The 26,047-nt window shown below is 63.8% G+C and carries 22 protein-coding genes and 2 pseudogenes; 21 read left to right on the top strand and 3 right to left on the bottom strand.

Annotated features, from left to right (window positions below; all coding sequences use genetic code 11):
- Positions 1-40: 40 nt before the first annotated feature.
- From M5J09_RS04840 to M5J09_RS04825, 4 genes are all read left to right on the top strand, one after another.
- The gene (locus M5J09_RS04840) at positions 41-778 is read left to right on the top strand and encodes an MIP/aquaporin family protein (RefSeq protein ID WP_042532686.1); all 738 of its coding nucleotides are present in this window, start codon (positions 41-43) and stop codon (positions 776-778) included.
- A 24-nt stretch (positions 779-802) separates the two neighbouring features.
- Positions 803-2,350 (top strand): glycerol kinase GlpK, encoded by a 1,548-nt coding sequence (glpK, locus tag M5J09_RS04835; protein ID WP_042532684.1) that lies wholly within the window; start codon positions 803-805, stop codon positions 2,348-2,350.
- Between the two features lie 83 nt (positions 2,351-2,433).
- A complete protein-coding gene (locus M5J09_RS04830) occupies positions 2,434-3,270 on the top strand; it encodes an HAD family hydrolase (RefSeq protein WP_239180872.1) in 837 nt (278 codons plus the stop codon).
- A 45-nt stretch (positions 3,271-3,315) separates the two neighbouring features.
- Positions 3,316-4,386: an HNH endonuclease signature motif containing protein gene (locus M5J09_RS04825; protein WP_257157151.1), complete on the top strand. Its 1,071-nt coding sequence runs from the start codon at positions 3,316-3,318 to the stop codon at positions 4,384-4,386.
- A gap of 120 nt (positions 4,387-4,506) precedes the next feature.
- On the opposite strand, the gene M5J09_RS13255 is transcribed toward M5J09_RS04825, so the two are convergent.
- Positions 4,507-6,510 carry an N-acetylmuramoyl-L-alanine amidase gene (locus M5J09_RS13255; RefSeq protein WP_257157150.1) on the bottom strand — a complete coding sequence of 668 codons (2,004 nt, stop codon included), beginning with the start codon at positions 6,508-6,510 and terminating at the stop codon, positions 4,507-4,509.
- A 156-nt stretch (positions 6,511-6,666) separates the two neighbouring features.
- Between M5J09_RS13255 and glf the strand changes: the two genes are divergently transcribed.
- The 3 genes from glf (at position 6,667) to M5J09_RS04805 (ending at position 8,860) form a co-directional block, all read left to right on the top strand.
- On the top strand, positions 6,667-7,863 hold the full coding sequence (gene glf / locus M5J09_RS04815) for a UDP-galactopyranose mutase (protein WP_144792406.1): 1,197 nt from the start codon (positions 6,667-6,669) through the stop codon (positions 7,861-7,863).
- Between the two features lie 82 nt (positions 7,864-7,945).
- Complete coding sequence (locus tag M5J09_RS04810; protein ID WP_257157149.1) at positions 7,946-8,206, top strand: hypothetical protein; 261 nt, start codon at positions 7,946-7,948, stop codon at positions 8,204-8,206.
- Between the two features lie 45 nt (positions 8,207-8,251).
- Positions 8,252-8,860: a three-helix bundle dimerization domain-containing protein gene (locus M5J09_RS04805; RefSeq protein ID WP_257157148.1), complete on the top strand. Its 609-nt coding sequence runs from the start codon at positions 8,252-8,254 to the stop codon at positions 8,858-8,860.
- Between the two features lie 2 nt (positions 8,861-8,862).
- On the opposite strand, the pseudogene M5J09_RS04800 reads toward M5J09_RS04805, so the two are convergent.
- Positions 8,863-9,249: pseudogene (locus M5J09_RS04800) on the bottom strand (IS110 family transposase); the annotation flags it as partial.
- 627 nt (positions 9,250-9,876) lie between these two features.
- On the opposite strand from M5J09_RS04800, the gene M5J09_RS04795 reads away from it, so the two are divergent.
- The 9 genes from M5J09_RS04795 to M5J09_RS04755 all read left to right on the top strand — a co-directional run bounded on the left by M5J09_RS04795 (position 9,877) and on the right by M5J09_RS04755 (position 20,762).
- A complete protein-coding gene (locus M5J09_RS04795) occupies positions 9,877-10,380 on the top strand; it encodes an ECF transporter S component (protein WP_257157147.1) in 504 nt (167 codons plus the stop codon).
- A gap of 107 nt (positions 10,381-10,487) precedes the next feature.
- Positions 10,488-12,734 carry an ATP-binding cassette domain-containing protein gene (locus M5J09_RS04790; protein ID WP_257157146.1) on the top strand — a complete coding sequence of 749 codons (2,247 nt, stop codon included), beginning with the start codon at positions 10,488-10,490 and terminating at the stop codon, positions 12,732-12,734.
- A 166-nt stretch (positions 12,735-12,900) separates the two neighbouring features.
- A complete protein-coding gene (locus M5J09_RS04785) occupies positions 12,901-13,977 on the top strand; it encodes a saccharopine dehydrogenase (RefSeq protein ID WP_257157145.1) in 1,077 nt (358 codons plus the stop codon).
- Positions 13,974-15,017, top strand: coding sequence for an ATP-binding cassette domain-containing protein (locus M5J09_RS04780; RefSeq protein ID WP_239180856.1), 1,044 nt, complete (start codon positions 13,974-13,976; stop codon positions 15,015-15,017). The genes M5J09_RS04785 and M5J09_RS04780 overlap by 4 nt, the downstream gene beginning before the upstream one ends.
- Positions 15,014-15,766, top strand: coding sequence for an ABC transporter permease (locus tag M5J09_RS04775; protein ID WP_257157144.1), 753 nt, complete (start codon positions 15,014-15,016; stop codon positions 15,764-15,766). The genes M5J09_RS04780 and M5J09_RS04775 overlap by 4 nt, the downstream gene beginning before the upstream one ends.
- Complete coding sequence (locus M5J09_RS04770) at positions 15,763-16,500, top strand: ABC transporter permease (RefSeq protein WP_257157143.1); 738 nt, start codon at positions 15,763-15,765, stop codon at positions 16,498-16,500. The genes M5J09_RS04775 and M5J09_RS04770 overlap by 4 nt, the downstream gene beginning before the upstream one ends.
- 73 nt (positions 16,501-16,573) lie before the next feature.
- A complete protein-coding gene (locus tag M5J09_RS04765) occupies positions 16,574-17,257 on the top strand; it encodes a trans-aconitate 2-methyltransferase (RefSeq protein WP_257157142.1) in 684 nt (227 codons plus the stop codon).
- Positions 17,254-19,032 carry an ABC transporter ATP-binding protein gene (locus tag M5J09_RS04760; RefSeq protein ID WP_257157141.1) on the top strand — a complete coding sequence of 593 codons (1,779 nt, stop codon included), beginning with the start codon at positions 17,254-17,256 and terminating at the stop codon, positions 19,030-19,032. Before M5J09_RS04765 ends, M5J09_RS04760 begins: the two co-directional genes overlap by 4 nt.
- Positions 19,029-20,762 carry an ABC transporter ATP-binding protein gene (locus M5J09_RS04755; protein ID WP_257157140.1) on the top strand — a complete coding sequence of 578 codons (1,734 nt, stop codon included), beginning with the start codon at positions 19,029-19,031 and terminating at the stop codon, positions 20,760-20,762. Before M5J09_RS04760 ends, M5J09_RS04755 begins: the two co-directional genes overlap by 4 nt.
- Positions 20,763-20,779: 17 nt before the next feature.
- Here the strand turns inward: M5J09_RS04755 and M5J09_RS04750 are convergent, their stop codons facing one another.
- On the bottom strand, positions 20,780-20,947 hold the full coding sequence (locus M5J09_RS04750; protein WP_154762579.1) for a hypothetical protein: 168 nt from the start codon (positions 20,945-20,947) through the stop codon (positions 20,780-20,782).
- A gap of 510 nt (positions 20,948-21,457) precedes the next feature.
- On the opposite strand from M5J09_RS04750, the gene M5J09_RS04745 reads away from it, so the two are divergent.
- From M5J09_RS04745 to M5J09_RS04725, 5 genes and pseudogenes are all read left to right on the top strand, one after another.
- Complete coding sequence (locus M5J09_RS04745; protein ID WP_257157139.1) at positions 21,458-21,811, top strand: hypothetical protein; 354 nt, start codon at positions 21,458-21,460, stop codon at positions 21,809-21,811.
- Between the two features lie 464 nt (positions 21,812-22,275).
- Positions 22,276-22,452, top strand: a pseudogene (locus M5J09_RS04740) (protein tyrosine phosphatase); the annotation flags it as partial.
- 94 nt (positions 22,453-22,546) lie between these two features.
- Positions 22,547-24,508: a glycosyltransferase gene (locus M5J09_RS04735; protein WP_257157138.1), complete on the top strand. Its 1,962-nt coding sequence runs from the start codon at positions 22,547-22,549 to the stop codon at positions 24,506-24,508.
- Entirely contained in the window at positions 24,498-25,025 is a 528-nt protein-coding gene (locus tag M5J09_RS04730; RefSeq protein ID WP_042532642.1) for a phosphatase PAP2 family protein, read from the top strand. The genes M5J09_RS04735 and M5J09_RS04730 overlap by 11 nt, the downstream gene beginning before the upstream one ends.
- Entirely contained in the window at positions 25,022-26,023 is a 1,002-nt protein-coding gene (locus M5J09_RS04725; RefSeq protein WP_042532640.1) for a decaprenyl-phosphate phosphoribosyltransferase, read from the top strand. The genes M5J09_RS04730 and M5J09_RS04725 overlap by 4 nt, the downstream gene beginning before the upstream one ends.
- The last annotated feature ends 24 nt before the right edge of the window (positions 26,024-26,047 follow it).

Here is a 26,047-nt window from a genome sequence, read left to right as displayed (position 1 = left end):
GCTGGGCCCCTTGGCCTAGGTACAAGAGAAAGGACCTCTTATGACCGGAACTGATGCATTCCTGTGGGAGTTTATCGGCACTGCAGTGCTACTTCTCCTGGGTAACGGCGTGTGCGCCGTTGTGAACCTGCGTACCTCTGGGGCGCGCGGTGCAGACTGGATCGTTATTGCCATGGGCTGGGGCCTCGGCGTCTTTGTCGGTGCCAGCATCGCCGACCCTTCCGGCGGCCACCTCAACCCGGCGGTCACCATCATGCTTGCTGTGAACGGCTCCCTTGAATGGAGCCTGGTGCCGTATTACCTCCTGGGCCAGATCCTGGGCGCCATGCTTGGTGCCTTCCTGGCATGGGCAGCGTTTAAGCAGCTTTTCGACGCCAACAATGTCGACGAAGCCGGCAACGTCACCGGCGCCAACAAGAGCACTGGCGGCATTTTCTTCACCAACCCGGCCCACCCGAACAATGGTTGGAACGCGGTCACCGAGTTCATCGCCACCTGTGTGCTGCTCATGTTCATCGCGTTCGGCCCAGCCGGCGGCGAGCTTGGCCCGCTGAGCTACTTCGGTGTCGCCTTCGTCGTGGTCTCCATCGGTCTGTCGCTCGGTACCCCCACTGGCTATGCCATCAACCCGGTCCGTGACCTTGGCCCGCGCATCATGTACGCCTTCATCCTCCCCATCAAGGACAAGGGCACCGGAAACTGGGGCTATGCCTGGGTTCCGGTCGTCGCGCCGATGCTGTCGGCCGTGGCTATTGGCCTGTTGTCCATGGCTCTCTAAAACATCCCGACAAGGAGAAAAACTATGTCTACTAAGAGCTACGTCGCAGCGATCGACCAGGGAACCACTTCCACGCGCTGCATCATCTTCAACCACGACGGTGAGCAGGTGTCCGTCGGCCAGCTCGAGCACGAGCAGATCTTCCCGGAAAAGGGTTGGGTTGAGCACGATCCAGAGGAAATCTGGAGCAACACCCGCCGCGCCGTTGGTGAAGCACTGGCTAATGCCGACATCAACATTGAGGACATTGCTGCCCTCGGCATCACCAACCAGCGTGAGACCACCGTCGTGTGGGATAAGAAGACCGGTAAGCCGGTGTACAACGCTATCGTCTGGCAGGACACCCGCACCACCGAGATTTGTAAGGAGCTCGCCGGAGAGGAGGGCGCTGACAAGTGGCGCCGCCGCACCGGCCTCATCATCAACTCCTACCCGGCAGGCCCGAAGGTGAAGTGGATCCTCGATAACGTCGAGGGCGCTCGCGAGCGCGCCGAGGCCGGTGAGCTGCTCTTCGGCACCATCGACACCTGGCTGCTGTGGAACCTTACCGGTGGCGCCGATGGCGACAACGGCCAGGAGGCCCTGCACGCAACCGACGTCACCAATGCCTCCCGTACGCTCCTCATGGACATCGAGAAGCTCGAGTGGGATGAGGACCTGTGCAAGGAGATGGGTATTCCTACCTCCATGCTTCCGGAGATTCGCCCGTCCCTCGGTGATTTCCGCACCGTCCGTGAGCGCGGTTCCCTGTCCGGCGTGCCCATTCGTGCCATCCTCGGTGACCAGCAGGCCGCAATGTTCGGCCAGGGCTGCTTCCGCCCGGGTTCTGCGAAGAACACCTACGGCACCGGCCTGTTCCTTCTGCTCAACACCGGTACCACCCCGAAGTTCTCCGAGAACGGCCTGCTCACCACCGTCTGCTTCCAGCGCGAGGGTGAGCGCCCGATCTACGCCCTCGAGGGCTCGGTCTCCATGGGTGGTTCGTTGGTGCAGTGGCTGCGCGATAACCTGCAGATTATCCCGAACTCCTCCTCCATTGAGAACATGGCTCGCGAGGTCAAGGACAACGGTGGCGTGTACATCGTCCCAGCCTTCTCCGGCCTGTTCGCGCCGTACTGGCGCCCGGATGCCCGCGGTGTCATTGTGGGCCTGACCCGCTACGCCAACCGCAAACACCTGGCCCGCGCGGTCCTCGAGTCCACCGCGTACCAGACCCGTGACGTTGCTGACGCCATGGTCGCTGATTCCGGCGTGGAGATCACTGAGCTGCGTGTCGACGGCGGCATGACCATGAACGAGCTGCTCATGCAGTTCCAGGCTGACATGCTCGGCGTGGAAGTTCACCGCCCGAAGAACGTTGAGACCACCGCCACCGGTGCGGCCTTCGCAGCTGGTCTCGACTCTGGTTTCTGGGACGATCTCAGCGTGCTGGGCTCCCAGCAGGGTGACTTCAAGGTGTGGAAGCCGCAGCGCGACAAGGATGAGGTCGAGGCTCTGTACCGCGACTGGAAGCGCGCCATCAAGCGTTCCCTGAACTGGGAAGACGTGGACGATGATGACGTGATTGCCTAAGCGCTAACGTTCCCTGCGGCCGTGATGAGGTTTCTCGTCACGGCCGCAGTCGTGTCTTCATACCCTGACGTAGACTCATGGTTATGACTTTCCCGGAACGCGCGCCGCGCCTCATTGTGAGCGACATCGACGGTACTTTGTTGGACCGCAACCACCGCGTGCCTAAGCGCAATCGGGAGGTCATCGCCCGGGCTGTCAACGCCGGCGCCGAGTTCGCTTTGGCCACGGGTCGACCTTTCCGCTGGATTATGCCGGTGTTGGAGCAGCTTACGGTGCGCCCGGTGTGCGTGACCTCGAATGGCGCGGTGATTTATGATTCTGCCGAGGACCGCGTCCTTTCTACCCACGAGTTGTCCCCGGAGGCTTTGGCCGAAACTGTCAACGTCGCCTCCAGAGCCCTCCAGCCCTTAGGGGGCGCGGGTTTTGGTGCAGAGCGCGCTGGTGGCTCGCTGCTGGATCCCGTGGACGAACTCTTTGTGGTGGAATCGCACTATTCAGAGAACGCGATGTTTGAGGGCTTTGGCCTAGTCAGCGTGGGGGAGTTGGTGTCGCAGCCCGCCGTCAAGCTGCTGATACGTAACACCAACTATTCGGCCCCGGAGCTTTATGAGTTGGTTGCCCCGCACATCGATCCGGAGCTTGCCCACGTCACGTATTCGATGTCGGAGGGCGTGCTCGAGGTCGCCGCACCGAACGTGACGAAGCGCCGCGGTGTCCAGTGGTTGGCGGAACATCACGGTATTTCACGCGAAGACATCATCGCCTTTGGCGATATGCCTAATGACCTCGAAATGCTAGAGTGGGCAGGCTGCGGCGTCGCGATGGGAAACGCACACCCCGCGCTTGCCGACGTCTCCGATGCCACCACCCTTCCCCATCACCAGGCCGGCGTGGCCAAGGTGCTTGAGCACTGGTTCTAATCTTCCGGTTGCGGGGTTGCCTGGGGTGGTTTAGTGTTCTGGTTCATGGGGGATTTAGAGACCTATTTCTCCTTCCGTAACTCGGGGATCACGTTGGTGGAGCAAGCGGTAGGAGGCGAGAAACGTTTACGCGCACTCGGCGCTTCGCTAGCCGATGCCGCTGAACTGGCACGCCTGAACCACATTTACTTCGGCGCCACGAAATTCACGGGTAAACAACGACAAGCCCGCCACCGGGCCGCAGAGCAACGCCATGATCTGGCCACGCTGAGCCTTATTGAGTCCTACACCAAGAAGCTCAAGAACCAGCTGCACGCGTGGAACTTGCGGGTAAAACTTGCCGGCACGCCCGCCCACAGCATCCCAGCCGTGGCAGCCAAACGGCTCAAAGAGCTCAAGCCCAAGCGTGTGCCGAAACCTGGGGTGCGCATGACCTACCGTAAGCAAGGCCCGCACTCGCTGACTATTACTGGGGATGCGTTGATGATTACTGAGATGCACGGCACCTTAGAATCCATCAACCACACCAACCTGCTGGAGGCTTGCAAACAGGTCTTCTTCACCAAGTCCCATGGTGGAACAAAGCCTGCGGTGCTCACCAGCGTGGTGGTGAGCTTAGATAAGCTTGACAAGATTGTCTCCGGTGACGGTGACGACATCATCCTGGAGTTAACCAATGGTGGGCGTATGACCGGGGCTGAGTTTTTGAACTACAAGTTTGCGGAAATCGGCTACGTCACCCTAATCCACCCCACCATCGGGCCGGTGTGGCTGCACCGCATGAAACGCTTGGCCGGGTTTGAGCAGCGCATCATGGCCAGTGCTGAGAACCCCACCTGTGCCAGGAAGGGGTGCAATAAACCTGCTGACTATATCCAGGTACATCACCTAGTGCCGTGGAAGGCCGGTGGGGCTACCGACCCGCCGAATCTAACCATGTTGTGTGCCTACCACAACGGGATTAATGATGACGACCCGGATAAACCCACCGGTGCTGGCTACGTGTTTAGGATTCGCGGTGAGGTTGGCTACATCCCACCGTGGGCAGAACCGATTACTGCCCAAGCGGCGTATCAAGCAGCCCAACAAGCAAACACCGGACCGCCTGACGGATAAACCGCCAGACACCACCAAGGACACGCACCACCACGCGGACGCCCACCACCGGGCCTCCGCAGCATCGGCGATCCTCAAAGCGGGGCCCTGCGCTGTGCAGAGCCCCGCTGGTGCCGAGGATTAGTTCGTAAAGACCTGAATCTGCTCAGTAGCCGGGTTGTAGACGATGGAACCACCCTGGAAGTGAACGCGGACTTCCTTGCCGTTGCCAGTGAGGAGTTCATCGGATGTCGGCAGGCCAAGCTCGGCGGCATTGGTGCCTGATGCCCACTCCTGAGCAATCTTGCCCACCAGTGCGTGGGCGCCAGTCTCCTCGGAGTAGAGGACCACGCCGTTCTGGAAGAGCTGCGAGATGATACCCGATGTCTCATCCGGGCCGCCCACGGCTAGCCCCAGGACCGGCCCGAAGTTGTTGAGCACCGCGGTCCACGTCTCCTTGAGGCCCTCATTCTTGCTCAAGGACACCACCTTGGTCACGATGCCCGGAATCTGCTCGACCGGCAGTCCGCCGACCTTTTGGTCCATGTCAATCTGCTTATCGGAGCGGCTGTACATGATGCCGAAGACCGTGGCAGCTAGGCCGAAGAGTGCCGTGATGGTGCTGAGCGGAATCTCGGAATCACCAATCGAGGACATCGGCTCTTGCGCTGCCGGTTTGTTCGGGCGCGGTGCTGGTTCATCGGTGACTGTCGCTGTGTCGGTTGCAGTGGACGTTGCCGTGGACTCTTCGAAGTCATCAGACCAATCGATTGAGCCAGATGCCCCAGACCTGATGGCCTTGTATTTCTTATGCGCTGCTGCACGAATCTGCGGCCAGAGCGCAATGGTGTAGCGGCCCGGGCATGCAGTGAAGTGAGCGTCACTGTGGCCGAAGAATCCATAAACCGGGGCATAAGCACCGGCCGGGTACCTCGAACCGGAGAAGCCCTGAGAGCGAAGGTTCACGCGGGATTCCGGATCGACACCAGAGATAGCGGCCTTCCAGCCCGCCAGGTCCGTGACTGACTTCAGCAGGGCAGCGGTCGGCTGAGTCTTCTCGTAATTACCAATCATCGAGATGCCCCACGTGTTTTCGTTGAAGCCACCGATGTGGGCGCCCTGCACGGCCTCGTCGAGGCCACCATAGCGGCCTTCGTAAATCGTGCCGTACTTGTCCACCAAGGCGTTGTAGCCGATATCGCACCAGCCCAGGTTTTGTGCGTGGTATTGGTATGCCGCGCGGACCTGTGCAGCTGCCTGCGCGCGGGTGTAATCATTGGAACCTGCAGTGTGGTGCAGCGCAATAGCCTTCACGCCATCATCGTAATCAGCGTCCTTACAACGCAGGCTCTCATCCGCGCCCCAACGAGCACGAGATACCACGCGTGGCATACCGTCGGTATCGGCAGTGGGTTCGATAACCTCGCCCTCCTGAGCATTGCCGTCCATAAACACGGCCTCAAGGCCCTCCACGCTGGCGGTGTTCTCGACGTCCGCTACTGGCGCAATGTTACCGACATTGGACGCAATAGGCGCCGGCAGCGGGTTCGCGGAGCGCTCCGCGGCAGCATTGGCGGCGGCGAGGGAGGGGGAGACGTCGTCAAGCGCGGCGTCCTCCTCAACCTCCGTCTCCTCGAAGGATTCATCGAGGTTGGACCCCGTCACGAGATCGACGTTGTTGATGGAAACCTGCACATCGTTAGTGTCACCCACGAAGATGAGCTCAGTACCGTTCGTGGCAGAGGGGTCATCGCCGGAGTAGGACATCGCGTCCATGTCGTACCACTCGGACCAGGACCCGTCCGGCTGCTTCGCGCGCACGAAGGCGGCGACATCGCGCGGGCCCTTCCACGTCACGGCGAAGGAGGAAAAGGTTTCGTCACGGTGGAACTGCTTCACCGCGCGCGGCCCGGAGCCGTCACCTTGGGAGGCGATGGCAGGGTCATCGACGACGACCGTTTCGCCCGAACCGAAGGACTCGCTGTGGGACGAAACTTCAATCGGCCCGTTGCCAGCCTCTTGGGTCTGGAGGATGGTATGCCCTCCGAAGGCGGCGGTGGTGACCACGGCGATGGAGGTGACCGCGGCGATAATCGGCGTGGACCACCGAGATTTCGCGGGGACGAGACGACGTTTCTGTTGCACTGTTACTCCCTAGGGGCTATCTGCAGGTTAAAAAGAGCGCAAAAAAGTTAACTAACGGGACACATGTTACGACAGTTGCGTGTGGGGTCGGAGGTGTGACACGCGCGTGCTCGTCATCCGCGGCACCAGGGGTAGCGCTGTTTTAAGCTGGAGCCCATGACTGCATATGACCTCATCGTTGTTGGATCTGGATTCTTTGGCTTAACCGTGGCCGAGCGCGCAGCCTCCCAGCTGGGCAAGAAGGTGCTCATCGTCGAGCGCCGCGAGCATTTGGGCGGCAACGCTTACTCGGAGGCCGAGCCGGAGACTGGCATCGAGGTCCACAAGTACGGTGCGCACCTCTTCCACACGTCGAATAAGCGCGTGTGGGAGTACTGCAACCAGTTCACGGATTTTACGGACTACCAGCACCGCGTCTTCGCCATGCACGATGGCACGGCGTACCAGTTCCCGATGGGCCTGGGCCTGATTAACCAGTTCTTTGGCCGCTACTACTCCCCGGATGAGGCGCGCCAGCTTATCAAGGAGCAGGCCGGCGAGTTTGCTGTAGATGAGGCGCAGAACCTGGAGGAGAAGGCCATCGCGCTGATTGGCCGCCCGCTCTACGAGGCCTTCATCCGCGACTACACCGCTAAGCAGTGGCAGACCGACCCGAAGGAGCTGCCGGCCGGCAACATCACGCGCCTGCCGGTGCGCTATACCTTCAACAACCGCTACTTCAACGACACCTACGAGGGCCTGCCTGTCGACGGCTACGCGGCCTGGCTGGAGAAGATGGCGGAGCACGAGCTTATCGACGTCCGCCTCAACACCGACTGGTTCGACGTCCGCGAAGAGCTGCGAGAGGCGTCGCCTGAAGCCCCAGTGGTCTACACCGGCCCACTGGATCGCTACTTCGATTTCGCCGAGGGTGAGCTGGGCTGGCGCACGCTCGACTTCGATATGGAGGTGCTGGACACCGGTGACTTCCAGGGCACCCCGGTGATGAACTACAACGATGCGGACGTGGACTACACCCGCATCCATGAGTTCCGCCACTTCCACCCGGAACGGCAGGATAAATATCCTGCCGATAAGACGGTCATTATGAAGGAGTACTCGCGCTTTGCCGAGAAGGGCGACGAGCCGTACTACCCGATCAACACCCCGGAGGACCGCGCCAAGTTGGCGGCTTACCGCAAGCTCGCCGCTGCTGAGGCACGCGAGAACCAGGTCCTCTTTGGCGGCCGCCTGGGTACCTACCAGTACCTGGATATGCACATGGCCATTGCTTCCGCGCTGAGCATGTTCGATAACAAGCTGGCCCCCTATTTCCGTGATGGCCAAGCCATCACGCAGGAGCGCGGCCACTAGGCCGCAGTGCTGCCCCCGGCCGCTCCCTATAGTGCGGCACGGCGCGCTATGCTGAAACACCTCGATGGAAGGAGGTGACGGCATGGCCCAGCGTAAGAAGAGGAAGCGCGCGCCCGGAGCTGCGGACCGCAGTATGTGGAAGATGTCCCCGGAGCGGCTTGAGGAACATCTCAAGCTACGCAGTCGCGCAACCCGCATTCCCGATAAGAAGAAGCAGCAAGCAAAGAAGGCCTGCCGGAACACCCGGCAGGCCTTTGGTCTTTGTGGGCTCCGAAGACCATCGCCGGCGCCAATCATGAGCGGTGTGAAAGTAAAACTTGAGGTCGGGACAACAACTCGCTAAAGTTAACTACAGGTTAACAATAGGCGAACAGAAAGTGAGTTTAAAATGACCTCCCCGAATTCCCGTCGTTTCGATACTCTGCGCCAGGATCTTCAGGCCGACTACGGTCACGAATACAGCACCGACGAGATCAACTCCGTCTTGGATGCTGCCATTAAGCGACACGAGGAAGGCGCTACTCTCGAGGACTTTGTGCCAGTGATGGTGGAGCGCGAGGTGCGTGAGCACTTCGGCGGCCACCGTATCCACGTGCGTTTTGCTGCCGGCGCCGACCATGCGCTGGCCCAGGCAGCCGTGGCGTTGACGAAGAAGTACGCCGGCGATGCCCTGCTGGTGGACGCTGCCGTGGCTCACCCGGAGAACGAGTCCGATTCCCACATGGCCCACGTGCTCCAGGAGCGCGGCATGGCTGAGCATCCGGACCGCTACGTCGAGGACCTGCGTCTGCTGACCATCCCGGATTACATTGTGTACCTTGGCCGCGTGGTCCCACGCGATGAGGCAGGTAAGGACATCAAGATTTGGGATATCGCTACCGCTGAAACGGTGGAAGAGACCCGCGAGTTGGCCGATGACCTCGGCGCCCGCGTGCTCTACATGCTCAACCGCCTGGGTATCGAGCCTATCTCGGAGGATGCCGCTGTCACGGCCTAAATCAGCTGGATAAAGACTTCCTCAACGCGGTCGACACTGCGCAGGGAATCTGGAAGGTTAAGACCGGCATGGGCGATGACGTAGGCGTCGCGTACATCGGTCTTGGAGTTGCCGACGTGGATGCGAGAGAGCTGTCGCATCGCAAGCCCTGGTAGATAGCGAACATCTGCCCCCATGTCTTGGGCGACTGCGACGGTCAACCGGCCGATGTTGTTGGGAATAACAAGGACCGAGCCGTTGTCGGCGAGGAATTGGCCGAAGAGCTTGCGTAGCGAGCCTTCATGCTGATTGATGCGTTTGGACAGGACTTGCCTGCCTTGGGGATCGAGGACGCAGGCGTGGTGGAAGTATTTGCCGACGTCTACGCCAATGACGAAGTCATAGGCCATGGGTGTATGCCTCCTAGCGATGAATTAGAAGTTGGACTATTTAAGCTTCATCGCTGGGGTTGTCGGACATGCTTGCGCTGGCATCCACATTACTGTGAGACCTCATACCACCTGGGCTGGGTCAGGTTCCTATTAGCAGTTTGAGTATGTCACTGTCTTCGGCGGCATCACCCCCGGATCATTTTCAGACAGGGGCGGGAATAAGCCATACCGAAGCCAGCGACTAGTTCCACTGTCCTTTCAGACGGAGGGAACGGAAATAAACATAACCAGCCCAATCGGGCGGACAGGTTATGAATCTTCGGTGCCCTGAGGCGGAACTGCTAACAACGTAATGGGGGGAGCGGGGCAAAAGTCAATAATTCGAGTCTTGCATAAGTTGCTAAGGATTGCCTAACCTAATACTGGTTCAAGTTAGGTTCCCGATCGGGAATCGGCAACGGAAGCGAGGCGGCGACGATGAACAGAAAACGTGGATCGACCAGAGAACCCCTCTCCGGAGGGGGAGTCGGGGACGCGGGCCCGGACGGGACGGGCGACGGCGACGCGGTGGCGTCGCAGACGGACGACGGGCGGTTGGTACACGTCGCACCGGTCGCAGCGGGTGGCCGACCATCCACCCGCGATATGCTCGTCGCCGCCGCGATCGGCGTCGCGGGGTCTCTCGTCGTCGTGCCCCTGACCTACCTGCAGGTGTTCGCCGGCATCGCCCACGTTTATCTCGTCGCGGCGACGCTCGGGTTGTGGTTCCTGCAGTGCGTCGTTCCCCTCATCGTCGTCCGCAAGCCTGGCGCGAGCCTCATCGCGTGCCTTGCCATGGGCGTCGTGTCCGCGGCGACCACCCCGTTCGGCGTCGCCGCGATCGGGGCGCTGATCATGGAAGGATTGCTCATCGAGCTTCCATTCATGGTCACCCTGTACCGGTGGTGGACGCGTACCCAGTTCGTGGCGTCGGCGATGTTGTTCTCCGCGATGATGGGAACGATGGCCCCGCGCGCAGTTGGCGTCGACTCGCCGACCACGCCCATGACCCTGATCAGCTTCGCCGTAGCCTTGGCATCGAGCCTGGTGTTTTTGGTCCTGGGCTTTGCCGTCGCAAAGGGGCTTCGCAGCCGCGAGGTCACCCGGTGACCGGCGGAGCACCTGCGTGCGCCGGTGCGACACGTGGGACGGCCCCGGCCCGGTTACGGGTCAGTGGCGCTGGCGTGCGGCACGCCGATGGGCGATGGGCACCCGACATGGTGGATCTCTCCTTCGACTTCGGTACGATCAATGTCATCATGGGACCCGTGGGATGCGGAAAGACGAGCCTGGCCCACCTCATCGCTGGACTGATCCCCTCGCACATCCCCATCGACCATGCCGGATCCGTGCATATCGTTGATGTCGACGGCACCGAATGCCCCGTGGACGGGGACCGGGTCACCTTCGTCGGGCAAGACCCGGCGACGCAGGTGCTCACGCTTCGAGTCGTCGATGACGTATCCATGGCCCTCGAGTTTTCCCTCGTGGAAGCCGACATCGTCGCCAAGCGATCAGCCGCGGCCCTATCAGAGCTCGGGCTGTCAGAGCTCGCGGAGAAGGATCCGTGGGCTTTGTCGGGCGGGCAACGCCAGCGGATGGCCATCGCCGGCGCGGTGGCCAGTGCGCCGGAGGTCATGATCTTCGACGAGCCCGCGGCCCACGTCGACGAGGATGGTCGCCGGTCGCTGTTCGCCGCTATCCGTGATTTGCGGGCCCCGGGGCGCGTCATCCTGCTCATCGAGCACGACCTCCGCCCGTTCGACGGGTGGGTCGACACGGTGACGATCCTCGATGCGGACGGGAGCGTCGCCGCCCACGGAGCGCCGGATGACATCGCGGTGAAGGGCATTGCGACGACGGCCGCGACCGCCGGAACGCCGGACGCCAGTACGCCGGGCACGGGGGCGCCGGACCGTCCCGGTCCGGACCGGCGGCGAAGGTCCCGGGGAGCCGGGAATGGCGCCGATCCGGAATCGGAGGCGGAGGCCGTTCCACTGCTGGCCTTGACCGGAACCCACGTGGCCCGAGGCGGGGAGAGGATCCTGAACGGGGCCGATCTGACACTGGAACGGGGCGAGATTCATGCCCTAGTCGGTGCCAACGGAGCCGGTAAGTCCACCTTGCTGGCGGTGCTGTCGGGCCAGATGAAGGCGGGAGCGGACCTCCGGATTGACGGCGCGTCCGCCCGGCGCGTCCCCGACGCCTTCGCGTCGTTGGCGTTCCAGAACCCCGAGCACCAGTTCACCCGCGCGACCGTCGCCGCGGAAATTGACTCCGCGCTGGCCGGCACGGACCCGCACGGACCACTCGGCGCCGATGAGCTGCGGAAACTGCGGGAAGCCTTGTGCCCCCGGGCACTTGACCCCGTCTCGCCGTTCGTCCTGTCGGGCGGACAGAAAAGACGGTTGGGCATCTTCCTGGCGGTGGCGGCCAATCGCCGTTTGCTGCTTCTCGACGAGCCGTTGGCGCATCTGGATTCGCCGAGCTCGCGCATCGTACTGGATGCCCTAGCGGAATACGCAGGGGCCGGCGGAACCGTTGTGTTCACGTGCCACGACCGCCGTGCTGCGCGAACGTGGGCGGATCGGGCGAGCATCGTCGCCGAAGGGAAGGTCGCCTGGTCCGGTCCCGCAGCCGACGTGCCGGCTTCCCCGGAGTCGTCCCGGCGGGATCGCGCACTGCCCGCGGCCGGCGCACGGACGTCCTTGGACGAAAGCCCCTGGACCAGTGGATCCGCCGCTCGAAGGCGCGCGGGGTTGAACGCCATCACGATTGTCGCGGCGGTGATGCTCGTCCTCGTCGCCGGGCTGCTCTCCGGCGGAGACGCCGTTCTCGCTCTGACGGGGGTCGCGTTCCTCGCACTCGCTGCGATCGCGGAACGTGACGTTCGGGCGACGGCGGGGAAGGTCCTCCTCGTCCTGTTAATCGGGGTGTTCTTCGGCCTGCTCGGGTGGCGCTCCGAGTTCTACGGCAGTGGGGATCCGGCGGAGGCTGTCCGCCACGGCATCCATCACGGACTGCTACTGACGGCCGTGTTTGCGGGGACGGTCCTGGTCTCCGCGTGTATGCGCGTCGAGGAGCTTTTCGACGCCATGGTACAACGCCTCCGGGTGCCCTACACATGGTGCACCATAGCGATTTCCGGGGTGAGCATCGCGGCGTTCCTGCGCAGCGAAATCCCCCAGCTGACATGGGCGATTAGATTGCGCTCGATGCGACCGGGGCAGTCTTTCCGCTCCGGCTTCATTCGCGCGACGACGCCCGCGCGCATCGCCTTTCCCCTGTTCGTCAGCGCCGTGCGCTGCGCCGAAAAGCTGTCCCTGACCCTGGTGATGCGCAACTTCGGCCGCCATCCGGGGCGTACCTTCCGCACCGATCACCCCTGGCGAGTGCGTGACGGTTTCGCGGCCGCAGCGTCCGCCGCGGCCTTCGTTGCGGCCCTTGTGTCCGCAGTGACTTGACGGGCACCCGGAACCGGCGGGCCCCGAGCCCGCGAGCGTTTCCGAGCCTGTACGGAGACGCGCCCCACCCAGTTGCTTCAACCCTTCAGACACATCCTCCGGGTCGCGCCATGCGGGCCCGGTCCGCCCGGCACCGGCATGGCGCCGACAACCGAAAGAGGTACCAGTGAACACGATCCGGACCATCAGCGACGTGCTTCGGGACAAGGCCGATGAGACGAAGAAGGGGATCACCTTCGTCGAGAATCGGCGGGACGTCCTCGTCCCGTACGGCCGGGTCCATGCGGAGGCGGTGGCGGCTGCGACTCGGTTGGCCGAAGCCGGCATCGGCCCGTTCGAGGTGCATGCAGACTCACTCGCCCGTGCTTGCATCGACTCAGGCACCGGGTACATCGACGTCAACGATTCGATCGACGCCCGCCGCGCAATCATGGCCCTCGACGGGGATGCTCGGCGGGAGGGGGTTCCCGTGCTCACCGGGTTCGGCCTGTGCCCGGGCTTGTCGACGGCCCTGTTGATGCTCGGGGCCTGCGCTGCGGGGACCGAAGAGGTCCGCGATGTGCGGGTCGATCTGCGAATTGGCGCCGACCAGGAATCCGGGGCCGCGTCGGTCGAGTCGATGTTCCGGACCATTCGCGGCGGATACCGCGCGATGCTCGGCGGCGCCATCGTCGAAGTGCGGCGCAACCTGGTGTCGTCGCAAAGCGGAATCGGCTACGAATGCCCGGACATCGACGTCGTACGCGGGGTGTGCCCCTCGATCCTCGGATTTTCCTATCACGTCGCCTTCGATGCTCTCCCCGATGAGTCGGTGGAGAAGATCCGCACGTCGAGACTGTACGCGATGCCCGTCGTCTCCGGTCTGCTCGCCCGTCTCGGGGCGGCCGTGACGTCGCGGAAGGCGCGGGCGAACGGCACTCCGCAACCCGCCGAGCTGGTCATCGCACTGTCCTCCGCCGGCGCGGGCGATGCGGGGTCGGCGGCCGAGACAACCGTCGTCCGGGCAACTGGCCCGGGTTCCTACAAAATGACCGCGGCCATTGCCGCCACCGTTGCGTCGGTCGCGGGGAAGCCGGTCGCGCCGGGGTGCCGGGATCTCGTCAGCCACCCCCGGCTCCTCGAACCGGTCCTCGCCTTCGCCCGCGATGCAGGCATCCATATCGAAACGCCGCATGACAACCCGACCACGGGGCCACTGCCGGCAGCGGCCCACTGCGACACCAAAGAAAAGGAGAAACGATGACGGATCAAGCTGAACGGGGTGCGGCGATCGTCGTCCGCGACCTCACGAAGAGCTACCCGATTGCGGGCACAGCCGGCACCGCGCCCGAAGGCGGGGCAGGTGCTCCGCCGGACGGCGGGCGCAAGGGAAAGCGCGGCGCCCGGATGCGCAAGCATGTGCTCGACGGCGTGAGTTTCACCGTGCCCGCCGGGTCGATCGTGTCGTTCCTTGGCCACAACGGCGCAGGCAAGACCACCCTCATCCGAATCCTGTCGACGCTCATCACCGCAGACTCCGGCGAGGTGAGCATCTTCTCGCGCGATGTGAAAGAGGATCCGGCGGGCGTGCGCGCCGCCATTGCCACCACCGGCCAATTCGCGGCGATCGACGAGAACCTCACCGGCCGGGAGAACCTGGAGTTCTTCGGGCGTCTGCGCGGACTCGACCGCGCCGACGCGGCCGCCCGCGCGACGGAACTGCTCGCGCAATTCTCGCTCGCGGACAGTGCCTCGACGCTGGCGTCGGCCTATTCGGGTGGCATGCGGCGCCGCCTCGACATCGCCGCGTCGCTGTGCGTCGTGCCCAGGTTGCTGTTCCTCGACGAACCCACGACGGGGCTGGACCCGGTCAGCCGCGAAGAGTTGTGGGGCTTCATCCGGCAACTGCGGGACGACGGAATGACCCTGGTGCTGACCACCCAGTACCTGGAAGAGGCGGAGGCGCTGGCAGACCACGTCCATCTGCTCAAGGACCGCCGCATCGTCGCCAGCGGAACGCCGGAGGAATTGCGCCGCGACTTCGGGTCGCACGTGCTCCGCGTGTCCTTTGCCACCACCGCCGAGGCGGAGGCGTTCGCCCGCTGCCTCGGAGGAACGTGCCTGGACGGCGCCCGCGTCGCGGGGAAGTCGGTGTCCCTCGACGTCGACCCCGGACCGCAGGTCCTCGAGGCGGTGGCGCAGGCGATGGAGGCCTCGGACGCGTTGCCGGATTCGCTGAGCGTGTCGCCGCCCACCCTCAACGAGGTATTCATATCGATGAACGCAGGGGGTGCGGCGCGATGAGTGCGACGTCGGTCGCGGCGTTCCTCCGTCGGGATCTGCTGCTGTTGCGACGCAACACCGCGTCGCTGATCTCCATGTTCGTCGTTCCTCCCCTCTTCCTGCTGTGCCTGTACGCGGTGTTTGGGTACTCGGCAGGGCAATCCGGCTTCGGGTACCTGCGTTTCGTGCTCGGCGGCTGCCTGTTCCAGGCGGCGATGTTCACCGCCGCGGCGTCGGCGATGGCGGTGGGACAGGACGTCGAATCCGGGCTCGTTGACCGCGTGCGCGTGTTGCCCGGGGCCACAGGCGGCTATGTCGCCGGCAGGCTCGCCACCGATGTGCTGCGGATGTCCGCGTCGATCGCGGCGCTGCTGGTCGTCGCGTGGTCCTGCGGCCTCGACATGGCTCTCGGTGACGTCGCGTGGACAGTCCTGTGGTCACTGCTCGCCGCCGCGGTCCTGTCCCTGGTCACGGACGGGGTGATCCTGATGGTGCCCGCCCCGGTGTCGACAGCCTCATCGATCCAGGCGCTGGAAATGCTGCTGCTCATGTTCTCCACCGCGTTCATTCCGGCGACCGCTTTGGACGGCTCCCTGCGCGACGTCGTACGTCACATGCCGTTTTCGCCGATCATCGAGGTGATCAGGGCGGCGTCCCCGGATGCCTTCCCGGATAGTGCCGGGGAAGAGGCCGCCCTGTGGCTCGGTGTCGCGGCGGTCGTCGGAATCGTCCTGTTCATCCGCCGGTTCACCTTGAGGAGCGAATCATGATCGACGCCATTTTCGTGCATCTGCGGCGCATCGTCCACACTTGGCTGCGGCGCCCTGACTTCTGGTTCATGACGTTCATTGCTCCGCTCGTGTACCTGTTCATCGTCAACCGCATGTTCGGTAGCCTGGTCAGGCAGCTCACCGGAGAGTTCGAACTCCGGGACGCGGTCATCCTTGTCGTGACGGCGTGGGCGTTCATCTTGGCCATCACGGGATCGTCCACCGTGTTCGTTGAACGCAGCAATGGCCTCCACGAGCGGTTGATCACAATGCCGGCACCGTACGCGGCCGTGCCGACCGCACGGATCATCGCCGAGTTCATCCGGATCATGGCGATGACGGTCGTCGTCGCGGCGGTGGCCGCCTTGCTTTCCGACGGCCCCCCGGAGGTGTCCTGGTGGTGGAGGATCACGGTGACCGGCGCGATGGTTGCCGCGGCGGCCGCATGCACCGGCACGTACATCGCGTTCTCCATCACTAGCCCCCAGGGATCCGTGGCCCTTATCCCGTTGATCATCGTTGCGATGTTCGTCAACACGGTGCTCATGCCCGCCGACCACTTCCGTCCCCTCCTGCGCGGAATCGCCGGGCACACCCCCGTATCCGCGGCCGGCGAGGCCGTCAACGGCACCGGGGCTGCGGGTCTGGTGGTCTGCGCGGCCTGGTTCTTTGGTATCGCTGTGCTCGCGGCGTGGGGCATCGCCGTGAAAACGAGGCCGGGGGAGTCTGCATGACGGCCCGCGAATCCGAGCATCTAACCCGAAACCGCCGCGTGGACGCGGCCCACACACCCGGAGACAGAACCAAATGAAGTCGATCGCCCAGATCGTCCAGAACAACCGCAGGCTCCTCGCGGCCTACGAGGACAAGGTCCAGCCGAGGTTCCTAAGCCGCTATGCGCGCGAACCGATGGACGCCGCTGCCGTGTACCGGAAGCTCCGTGCGCTGGATCCCGGGCCGGATGCGCCGGCCCGGGTCCTCGACCTCGGTTGTGGAACCGGGTGGCTCGCCCGCACGCTCGCCGCTGAGTCTCGCTATCGCAGGGCGAACATCGTCGGCTACGACCTGTCGCCCAATGCGATCCGCATCGCCCGCGAACGCGCCGCCGCCGACGGGCTCGGGGCCCGGACGGAATTCCACGTTGCCGACATCCTCACGCCGCTCGCGGGAGAGCCCGGCGGGGCCTGTGAAATCTGGGTGTGTGGCGCGCTCCACCAAATGAAGGATGCGGGAGCCGCGCTCGTCAGGGTCTCCGGGCTGCTCGCCGACGGCGGCATCGCTTACGTGCAGACGTTCGTCGAGGATCCCGACGTGAACGAGCGGGTCGACATGGCCGTCATGGAGAAGACGGGCCACCGGGTGTTCCGGGGCAGCGAGCTCGAGGACCTCGCCGAAGCCAACGGGCTGAAGCTGGACGGAGTCTCACGCGCCGGCATGGTGTATTTCTGCACTCTCACGAAGAAAAGCGCGATCGGGGAGGCGGGCAAGTGAGCGCCGTGGACGGGACCGTAGGCCCGTGGTCGCTGCTCGCCCCGATTCGGACCCGGATGCGTGCGGTGGTCGCGTTATCCGTCCTGTCGTCGGTGGCTACCGTCGCTTCGCTGGTCGGCATCATCGACATCGCGATGACGTACCCGGAGGCCCCGGAGCATCGGACGTGGTTGGCCGTGGCTGTCATCGTCGTCGCCGCAACGGTGCGCATGGCCGCGGACGGCGCCGCCGGCATGCTCTCGCACCGGGCGGATAACGACCTGCAGCTCTACCTCCGGCGCCGGTTGGTTGCCCATATCCGGAAGCTGCCGCTGGGCTGGCTGGACGCCCGGCGCTCGTCGGGGATCATCGGGTCGGTTGAGAAGGACGTCGCGGCCGTCCACCAGCTCATGGGCCACACCGTCGGTGAGACCGTGGTGGCGGTGCTGGTTCCCCTGCTTTCCCTCATCGCGCTCGTCGCGGTCGATTGGCGGATCGCGGCGGTGGCGGTCGTCCCAGTGCTGGTCACCTTCGCCCTGATGGGCATGATGATTTCGCGCGGAGCCGATCTTCAGCGCGACTACGAGCGAGCCTCTGAAAAAGTGACGGCTGCGGTCATCGAGTTGGTGCGCGGCATCCCTGTGATGAAGTCCTTCGGACGCGCCAACCAGGGCGCGGGCCGCTACGATGCCGCGGCGTCGTCGTTCGTCCGCGCGTGGTCCGCCTGGTCCCGGCAGTCGAACATCTATCTCGGGCTCATCGACGTGGTGACGTCCCCGATCACGGTCCTCGCAGTGGTGTGCGGCGCCGGCCTCGCTTTGAGGGACACCGCGGGCGGCAAACCGGAGGGTCTCGTCGCCGGACTGGTTCTCGGCCTTGGACTCTCCGCGGCGATCGTGCGGGTGGCCATGAACTCCGAACCCATCATCGCGGGGCTCGCCGCTCTGAAGTCCATTGCGAAGGTGCTGAGCACGCCGCCGATCGCCGAGCCCGCCGATCCGGTGCCCGCGCGCGGGGGCGCGCTCGAGGTTCGGAACCTGGTCTTCTCCTACGGGGATGGGCCGCGGGTCCTCGACGGGATGTCCGCGACGTTCGAACCGGGGACCCTCACGGCGCTGGTGGGGTCCTCCGGTTCCGGAAAGTCCACCGTCGCCCGGCTGTTGGCGCGTTTCCACGACCCTGTCGAAGGCTCGGTGCTGCTGGGCGGCGACGATCTTCGCGACATCGCCGTGCGCGACGTGCACCGTTCGGTGTCGGTGGTGTTCCAGGATCCGCAGTTGCTCACCCTGCCCTTGCGGGAGAACATCCGGCTGGCCAGGAGAGACGCCACCGACGGCGAAATCATGGCGGCCGCGAAGCTCGCGAACCTCGATACGGTCATCGCGGCGCTGCCGAAGGGCCTGGATTCGGTGGTCAACGTCGACGTGACCTTTTCCGGTGGTGAGGCGCAGCGCGTGGCCATCGCGAGGTCGATTGTCACGGACGCGCCGGTGCTCATCTTCGACGAGGCAACCGCTTACGCGGATCCGGCTTCCGAGGCCCTCATTCAGTCCGCAATCGAGCGTTTGGCTCGTTCGCGGACGGTGATCGTGATTGCGCACAGATTGAGCACGATCCGCAACGCCGACCGCATCCTCGTTCTCGATGGGGGAGCGGTCGCGGAGGCGGGCACCCACGACGAGTTGCTTGCGCGCGGTGGCCGCTACCGGGATCTGTGGCGCGCGTTCGCGCTCGACGACGAACCATCCGCCCCGCGGGGCACTGAAGCAGACGATGAAAAGGCAGGGAACCGATGATCCGGGACTTGTGGTCGATGACGGATCGGCGCTCGAAGATGACGCTGGCGTGGCTCATTGCGTTGGCCGCGCTTGCCGCGCTGGCACAGGGAGCGGCGTTCGTCGCGCTGCTGCCGCTGCTGTCGGCTCTGGCCGTGGGAGATGATGCGACGGCGTGGCGTTTCACCGGCGTCATCGCCGGCCTCGCGGCCGCCCATGCGGTGCTGTCCCTCGCCGCGGGGACGGTCGGCAGGGCGAATTCCGCAGCGGTGCTGTCGTCCCTGCTGCGTTCCCTGGGCGAACGCGTGCTGACGTTGCCACTCGGGTACGTCACCAAGTCCACGGCCGGCCGCTTTTCGGAGATGGCGTCTTCGGGCATAGCGTTCGCGGCGTCCGTGCCGCACGTGATCCTGCGGCCCGTCATCGCTGCTGTGGTTGCGCCGACCGTCATCGCTCTCGGAATTCTGGCGGTGGATTGGCGCGTCGGGTTGGTTCTCGTCGCGTCGGCGCCGGTGCTCTTCTTCGCCTACCGGGCCATTGGTCGAGTCGGCGGGGAGTCGGACGAAGCGCATGCTGATGCCGTCGCTGCCGTCTCCGGCAGGCTGATCGAGTTCACCCGCGGCCAGCAGGCGATTCGCGCCGCGGGCGACGGTTCGGCGGCGGATGCGATGGTGGATGAGGCGATCCGGGCCCAACACGATGCGTTCGCGAAGGCGACGTCGACGCAGGGGGCGGCCATCGGACGGTTGGGTTCGGTCGTCCATGCGGTGTTCACAGCGGCGGTGATCGTCGCCGTGGCAGTCGCCGCGACGGGTGGGATGGCGCCGACGCATTTGGCGCCGATGCTCATCGTGCTCGTCCAGTTCACCGGACCGATCACCACGGCGGGAGCGTTGTCCGGCGGGTTCGGTGCGGGCCGCAACACGCTGGCTGCGTTGCGTGACCTGCGGGCAATCCCCGTCCTTCCCGAACCTGCCGCACCGGAGCTGCCCGACGGGCATGACGTGGAGTTCCGCGACGTGAGCTTCGGGTACGGGGAGAAGAAGGTCCTCGACGGCGTCAGCTTCCGTGCGCCTCAGGGAGCGCTGGTCGCCATAGTGGGACCTTCGGGGGCGGGCAAGACGACGGTCATGCGGCTGCTGTCGCGGTTTCATGATCCGGACTCGGGGGAGATCCTCATTGGCGGGGTGCCCTTGCCTCGGATCGGCACCGACGGCGTGAACTCGCTGGTGACCCCGGTGTTCCAGGAGACGTTCCTCTTCGACGCGTCCGTGCGGGACAACGTGGTCTTCGCCGACCCCGGATTCGGTTCCGGGCCCGGCGACGGAGACCGCTTGCGCGAGGCCGCCCGGCGATCCGGGGTGGACCGCATCGTGGAGCTGCTGCCTTCCGGGTGGGATAACCCGGTGGGGGAGGAGGGGACGCTGCTGTCGGGAGGCGAGCGGCAGCGCGTCGCCATCGCCCGGGCGCTTCTGAAGGATTCCCCGGTGGTGCTTTTCGACGAGCCGACGTCCTCGCTGGATGCGGCCACTGAGCGGGCGATTGTCGGCACGATGGAAGCGTTGCGCGGCGATCGCACCGTGATCGTCGTCGCCCATCGCCTGCACACCGTCCGCGATGCCGACCTCATCGTCGTGCTTTCGGAGGACGGGACGGTCGCAGAACGGGGCACGCACGATGAATTGCTGGCGAAGGGCGGCCGCTACGCCGAGTCGTGGACGTGCCGGACGGGAGGCTCCCCGGGCGCCTGATCCTCGTCCGTCGAGGACTATCGCTCCGGTCCGGTACCGGTGCAGTGGTCCCGCCACGCCGTCCCGGTCAGCGGGTCCTCGACGATGCCCTGGGCGACAGGGTCGTAATTGAAGCCGTAGTGCTCGGTGCGGTGGGCGGGGCACACGTCTTGGACGGTGATGTTGGTGACGCCGGGTTCCCGCACGAAGGAGTTTTAGTGGGGGAGCACGGCATTGTCGTGCCGCGTGCCCAGGAAGGTGTACCGAACGCCCGGTCGAGTGATGTCGCCGATGGTCAGCTCATTCAGCAGCATGGAACCGGAGATCTGCTGTTCCCAGGCAAGCGCGTTCGTTTTGCCGGCGTTTCGGGAGTATCCGTGGCGCATCTCGGGGTGGACGTCAAAGCGATCGGCTGCGCTGTGCGCCCGGGGCCCGTGGTTCGAGGCCCGGTACCGATGAGCTGTTCGACGACCCGGTCCCGGGAATGAGGATGACGGGCAATTCACCGTCCCGGGGCGGCACCGGAAGTCGTTGGCGCCGGGGGCACCAGACCGGGCTTGGCCATGGACAGGGCCCGGGCGGCCGCGGGTGAGGTTTGCCGGTGGCCGGGCCACCGGTCGGGAAACCGCCGTCCGACAGCGACGAGGGGATTCTCGTCACCTCGTCGGGGGGTGTTCCTATATAGGTTGTCAACTCCGCGGGTGGGCAGTCGAACAGTGCTTTTTGTAGTTGTCTCTCTTGAAAGGTTATTGGCGTCTTTTTCGAAGATTGCTGCGGGTGTTTCAATAGTTGGTGCTCTTTCGGCCGAGCTTCATTCAGCGACAAAGGCGATAGTTCTCCCGTTGTGCTACGTGCTTGGCATTCCCGCTATTGTGTTGTCGGTTTCCCAGACAGAGGTGCTGGCATTAGAGCAGTTTGGCCAGGGCATTCAAGACTGGGATTTTCTTATCATCTTTGGTCTTCCCTTGCTATTCGTTGGATTGCTATCTGTTTTTCTTTTTTCGCGGGGGTGGACCAGATTAAAGTCACCACTGAGCGGCTCGCGCGAATTGGTGTTGCAACTCCGATGATCAATGTCGCACGGTTCATCGGCTTGTCTTTTTGCTACTTGACTTTGTCAATGGCCTTGTCGGTAGTTTTCGCTGTGCTGAGTTCTACATTGCATCTGGCTATCCTTGGTTCCTCATTGGGGCATGTGATGGCGGGGATTTCTCTGAAGGTTTCGTTTTCCCTTGCTGGCGTTCTTTTTGCAGCATTTCTTGTTTGTACCGGCGTTTATCTCACTTGGGGAGCAGTTGGGAAGAGGTTCGCTAAAGTCGATTCTTTGAGCTGACTGAAATAGGAAGAAAGACACTCTGATCATGTGTTGCTATGAGGAGTATCCTTCTTACTGTACAGAGTTAATAGTTGTCAGTTAGCGAAAAATTAGTCAGTATTGTTCTCTACTTTCTCAATCTCCCTCCGATTCGACACTCTCTTGAGCCTCTGACAATTGCGGCCACGAGTTCGTGACCATCGAGGTCGATTTCCTTTTGGCGCCGCAATCATAGGCGACGAAGTCGGCAAGGACATCAAGATTTGGGATATCGCTACGGCAGAAACCGTAGAGGAGACCTGCGAGCTGGCTGACGACCTCGGCGCCCGCGTGCTTTACATGCTCAACCGTCTGGGCATCGAACCCATCTCGGAGGATGCACCCCTCTCGGCTTAGCTTTCAGCCGCGTGGGAACCCAGCGCAGCAGTGCTGAACCACTAATCTTGGTTTCTGAATACTGTCGAAACCTGTGTGGAGAACCGAAAATATCGTGACTGCCAACAATTCTGCTGCGCGCGAAACGCTAGAACCCGTACAGCGCATCCTGCTGCCCAAGCGCGGCGAGCCGGTCGACGTCCGCATGCTCTACCTCATCGAGTCTGAGCAAAACCGCGAGCGCCTCAGCTGGAGCGGCCGCACCTCCGTGACCATCCCGGCGGGCGAGGAAGCCTCCTTTGAGACCTACTTCAATGCCTTCCCGGCCGCCTACTGGCGCCGCTGGTCTCAGCTGAAGTCCATCGTGCTCGTGATGGACGTTGAGGGCGAGGCCAATATTTCCCTTTATCGTTCCAAGCAGGACGGCCAGCGCATCGCGGTGGCCAACCACGTGGTGACCACCGGCCACCACGAGTTTGAGCTGCCGCTGAAGAACTTTGAGGACGGAGGCCTGCTGTGGTTTGATGCCTCGGCGGTTGAGGACACCACGCTTGTCGACGCCGCCTGGTGCGCCCCCCACGCCCCGAACCCGCAGCTCCTGCCGGACGGTAGCGAATACCCGGCGCAGGAGAAGCGCGTCGCTGTGGGTATTCCAACCTTCAACCGCCCGACCGATGCCGTGGCCGCGCTGCAGGCGCTGGCGGAAGACCCAGTGGTGGACGGAATCATCGACTACGTGCTTATGCCGGACCAGGGTAACCAGCACCCGGCGGATGAGCCGGGCTACGACGAAGCCGTGGCGCACTTCGGCGAGCGCTTCCGCGAATTCCGCCAGGGCAACCTGGGCGGCTCCGGCGGATACTCCCGCATCATGTTTGAAGCACTGGAGAATACGGACTCGCCGTACATCCTGTACATGGATGATGACATCGCCATCGAGCCGGATTCCATCCTGCGCGCAGTCCAAGCGGCGCGTTATGCTGCGAAGCCCATCATCGTGGGTGGCGAGATGCTCAACCTGCAAGAGCGCTCCCAGCTGCGCACCACTGGTGAGCGTGTCAACCGCGCTGACTTCATGTGGGGCGCGGCCGAGCATGCGGTCTACGACCACGACTTTGCCAAATACCCGCTGCGCGCCATCGGCACCAAGGAATCGCGCCTTGACCCGAAGAAGTACGACTCCCGCGCACTCCACCGCCGCGTGGACGTGGAGTACAACGGCTGGTGGATGTGCCTTTTCCCGCGCGTCGTGGCAGAGACCAACGGCCAGCCCTTGCCGCTGTTCATCAAGTGGGATGATACCGAGTACTCCCTGCGTGCCGCGGCCAATGGTTTCCCCACGGTGACCTGGCCGGGTGCCGCAATCTGGCACATGGCCTGGGCAGATAAGGACGATGCCATCGACTGGCAGGCCTACTTCCACCTACGCAACCGCCTCATCGTGGCCGCGCTCTACCACGAGGGCGACCCGCGCGGCATTACACGCAGCATCTTTAAGTCCACCCTCAAGCACACCATGTGCATGGAGTACTCCACCATGGCCATCCAGCTGGAAGCCATGAAGGACTTCCTCGCCGGCCCGGACCGCCTTTTCGACATTCTGGAGTCTTCTCTTCCGCGCATCGCGGAGATCCGCAAGGGTTATTCCGATGCCGTCATCATCGAGTCCGCCGACCAGCTGCCCGCCCCGACGGGCGCGCCGGGCGTGCCCACCCGCAACATCGGCGGCCGCTTGGGCAAGATCAAGAAGATCCCGTGGCTTCTCAAGTCTGCCAAGCACTTGGTGAGCAAGGAGGACCCGGCGCACCACGAGGCGCCGCAGCTCAACCTCACCCCGGAGGAGGCTCGTTGGTTCACGCTCTCCCGCGTGGATTCGGCGACTGTTTCCACCGCAGGTGGTACCGGCGTGGCCTTCCGCAAACGCGACCGCGAGCTGGCCAAGGAGCTGGTGCAGTCCACCCGCGAGCTGCTCAAGGAAATCGAGGAGAACTTCGACAGCCTCCGTGCTGAATACCGCGCGGCCCTACCGGAGCTGACCTCCCGCGAATCCTGGCGAAAGGTCTTCGATGCCCAGTAAGCTTTCCGTCGCTGAATCCCACGTCCTAGAAAAGATCCAGGATGTGGCCTTCGACGCACCCGGCATCCTGCCCGCCGCTCGGGGCTTAAGCCACTTTGGTGAGCATGCCCTGGGCTGGATGGCCCTATCTGCTCTTGGCGCAGCGGTGAACTACTCGAAGCCACAGAAGCGCCGCCAGTGGGCCTACGTCGGCGTCGGTGCGTTTACCGCGCACGCAGCCAGCGTTGTGATCAAGCGCATTGTGCGCCGCAAGCGCCCGGACTATGACTACGTGAAGGTCGGTGTGAAAACGCCGTCTAAGCTGTCGTTTCCGTCGTCACACGCGACGTCGACAAGCGCGTTCCTCGTGGGCGCCGCACACGTCCTGGGAACCCCAGCGCCGCTCGTGGGCGTGCCGGTCATGATGGCCTCGCGTATGGTGCTCGGGGTACATTATCCGTCCGATACCGCGCTCGGCGCCCTCCTCGGCGCCGCCACCGCGGAGGCCTGTCACCGCTATGAAAGGAAGAGCCGATGAGCACCCGACGCGTTGATGACGGCGAGCAGAAAGTCTTTCATTCGGAGCCGCACACCTCCGGCATCGATACCGGCCGCAAGCGCAAGCCGCCGAAGAACCTCGCCGATGGCATGGTCAAGGCCCTGCGCCCCAAGCAGTGGGTCAAGAACGTCCTCGTCCTCGCAGCCCCCGCGGCGGCTGGTGCGGACGCGCTGTTTCATACGCGCGTGCTTCTCGACGTCCTCCTGGCCTTCGTCGTCTTCTGCATGGGCGCCTCCTCGATTTACCTCATCAATGACGCCCGCGATGTGGAGGCTGACCGCGAGCACCCGACGAAGCGTTTCCGCCCCATCGCGGCGGGCGTGCTGCCGGTGAGCCTGGCCTATGTGATGGCCGCGGTGCTCATCGTGGGATCGATTGGCCTGTCCTTCCTGGCTACCGCGGGCCCGCAGCTGGCCATCGTCATGGCTGTCTACATCGGCCTGCAGTTGGGCTACTGCTTCGGGTGGAAGCACCTGCCGGTCATTGACATCGCCCTGGTGTCCTCCGGCTTCATGCTGCGCACCATGGCCGGTGGCGTGGCCGCCGGCATCGAGCTCTCCCAGTGGTTCTTGCTGGTGGCTGCCTTCGGTTCGCTGTTTATGGCCTCCGGTAAGCGTTATTCGGAGATTCTTCTGGCGGAGCGCACGGGCGCGAAGATCCGCAAGTCCCTCGAAGGCTATACGCCGACGTATCTGCGCTTCGTGTGGACCCTGGCAGCCACCGCGGTGGTCATGTCGTACTCGCTGTGGGGCTTCCAGCTGTCTAACCTGGCCGAGGGTTCTGCGGGCGTGTGGTACCAGGTGTCCATGGTGCCCTTTACCATCGCCATCCTGCGCTACGCGGCGGACGTTGACCGCGGCAATGGTGGCGCCCCGGATGAGATTGCGCTGGAGGATCGCGTCCTGCAGATCCTGGCGCTGGCATGGCTGGCCTGCATCGTCATGGCCGTCTACGTCATGCCCTCGATTGGTGGATAGCTACTAACTGCTGTCACAGTGCTA

The sequence above is a fragment of the Corynebacterium sp. BF-R-2 genome, assembly GCF_024586525.1.
GTDB lineage: Bacteria > Actinomycetota > Actinomycetes > Mycobacteriales > Mycobacteriaceae > Corynebacterium > Corynebacterium singulare.
The sequence above is the reverse complement of the archived record's forward strand: the minus strand, read 5'-3'. Positions and strand labels throughout refer to the sequence as shown.